Source organism: Mycobacterium asiaticum (genome assembly GCF_001668675.1).
Taxonomy (GTDB): Bacteria; Actinomycetota; Actinomycetes; order Mycobacteriales; family Mycobacteriaceae; genus Mycobacterium; species Mycobacterium asiaticum_D.
This window is the reverse complement of sequence record NZ_LZKQ01000183.1, coordinates 1-2199: the sequence shown is the minus strand read 5'-3', so window position 1 is coordinate 2199 and position 2199 is coordinate 1. Positions and strand designations below refer to the sequence as shown.

The window sequence follows — 2199 nt, the reverse complement described above, 5'->3', positions numbered from 1 at the left end:
CGGCCCCCCGATCCCACCGGTGCCCCCGGTCCCGCCGGTACCAGGGATGAGACCGTCGCCACCATCTCCGCCGATTCCGCCGGTGCCGCCGATCCCTCCGGCGCCGCCGGCGCCGGCTTTGCCGAATAACAATGGTGCGTGGCCTCCTGGGCCACCGGCCCCGCCGGTGCCGCCGGTGAAGCCGATGCCGCCCTGGGTATTGGCGGGACCGCTGACACCGTCGCCGCCTTGGCCACCCACGCCGCCGGCCCCGCCCGCGCCGCCGTTGGTGAACCATCCGCCAGGCCGGAACGCCGGGCGCCGGTGGCACCGGAGGCTTGGGTGGAAACGGGGGGAACGCTGCCCCCGCCAGCTCTGCTGACGCGGGCACCGGGGCCAACGGAAGCCAGGGCATCACTGGCGGGCAGGGCGGCCAGGGCGGTACCGGCGGGGCGGCACTGCCCGGCGGTATCGGCGGAAACGGCGGCAATGGTGGTAACGGCGGCACCGGCGGCACCGGCGGGGCCGGGGGGTCAGGCGTGCCCGACGGTGGCCCGGGCGGGACCGGTGGCATCGGCGGCACCGGCGGCGCGCCTGGTCCAGGTGGGCAGTTCGGCGGTCCCGGTGGCCGGATGGGCAGCCCCGGACTTGGTGGCGACGGAGGCAACGGCGGGCGCGGCGGCGACGCGAGCGGTACCAACGCCCATACCGGTGGCAACGGCGGGGCGGGCGGATCCGGCGGCGGACCCGGCGGTGACGGCGGTAACGGCGGCACCGGCGGCACCGGCGGAATGGGCATACGCGGGACCGATGCCACTGACAGCACCGGCCCCGGCGAGGGCGGAAAGGGTGGAACCGGGGGTGCCGGGGGCCAAGCCGGAAACTCGGGCGGTGCGGGCGGCAAGAACGGCATCGGCGGGCAAGGCGGACAGGGCGGACAAGGTGGCCAAGGCGGGCAGGGCGCCGCCGGCACGAGCGCCGATAACCCCGGCCCCGACAGCGTGGGCGCCCAAGGCGGCCGGGGCGGCCAGGGCGGCCAAGGCGGCGCCGGCGGCAAAGGCATTGGCGGCATCGGCGGCGGTCAGGGCGGCACCGGCGGCATCGGTGGCACCGGTGGCACCGGCGGTACCGGCGGCGACAACACCGGTGAACTCGCCGGCCTCGGCGGCGCCGGTGGCCAAGGCGGCACCGGTGGCACGGCCGGGGTAGGCGGCAAGGGAACCGACGGTGGCGCAGAGGGCGGCGGCGGCAAAGGCGGCACCGGGGGCACCGGCGGCACCGGCGGGCAAGGTGGGTCCGGCAGGGCTGGCGCCACTGCAGACGACCCCACCGGCGGCGGCCAAGGCGGCCAGGGCGGCCGGGGCGGCCAAGGGGGCGCCGGCGGTGCCGGCATCGGCGGGACGGGTGGCGGCAACGGCGGCACCGGCGGAATCGGTGGCCAGGGAGGCGACGGCGGCAACGGCGGCAACAACACCGGCCTCGCTGGGCCCGGCTTCGGCGCCGGCGGTGCCGGCGGCAAGGGTGGTACCGGCGGAACCGCGGGCGCTGGTGGTATCGGAACCGACGGCGGCGCGAACGGCGCCATCGGCACCGGCGGCACCGGCGGCACCGGCGGCAACGGTGGGCAAGGCGGGTTCGGTACGGCGGCCGCCGCTAGCGCCAACCCCACCGCCGGCGCTCAGGCGGGTCAGGGCGGCGACGGCGGTCGAGGCGGACAAGGTGGCGACGGCGGCAAGGGCGACGGCAACGGCGCTCATGGCGGCGACGGCGGCATTGGCGGCAAGGGCGGCGCCGGCGGCAAAGGCGGCGCCGGCGGTGACAACACGGGAAGCAGCGGTCTCGGTGGAAGCGGTGGCCGAGGCGGCACCGGTGGCACCGCCGGGGCGGCCGGCAATGGAACGGACGGCGGCACGATCGGCACCATCGGCACCGGTGGCGACGGCGGCATCGGTGGCACCGGCGGCAAAGGCTTCAACGGCGGTAACGGCGCCAGCGGCAGCTCCCCCACCGCAGGTGCGTCGGGCGGTCAGGGGGGCGCCGGCGGCGCCGGCGGCGACGGCGGGGCCGGCGACGGCGCGAACGGAACGAACGGCGGAAGCGGCGGTCGGGGCGGCGTCGGCGGGGCCGGCGGCAACGGCGGCAACGGCGGCAGCTCCACCACCGACGGCGGGGCAGGCAAAGACGGCGGCGCAGGCGGCACCGGCGGCACTGCCGGGGCGG

At 78.4% G+C, this 2199-nt stretch carries 2 pseudogenes; one reads left to right on the top strand and one right to left on the bottom strand.

Annotated features, from left to right (window positions below):
• Nucleotides 1-240 (bottom strand): annotated as a pseudogene (locus A9X01_RS29940) (PE family protein); the annotation flags it as partial.
• A 77-nt stretch (nt 241-317) separates the two neighbouring features.
• Here A9X01_RS29940 and A9X01_RS29935 point away from each other — a divergent pair.
• Nucleotides 318-2199 (top strand): annotated as a pseudogene (locus A9X01_RS29935) (PE family protein); the annotation flags it as partial.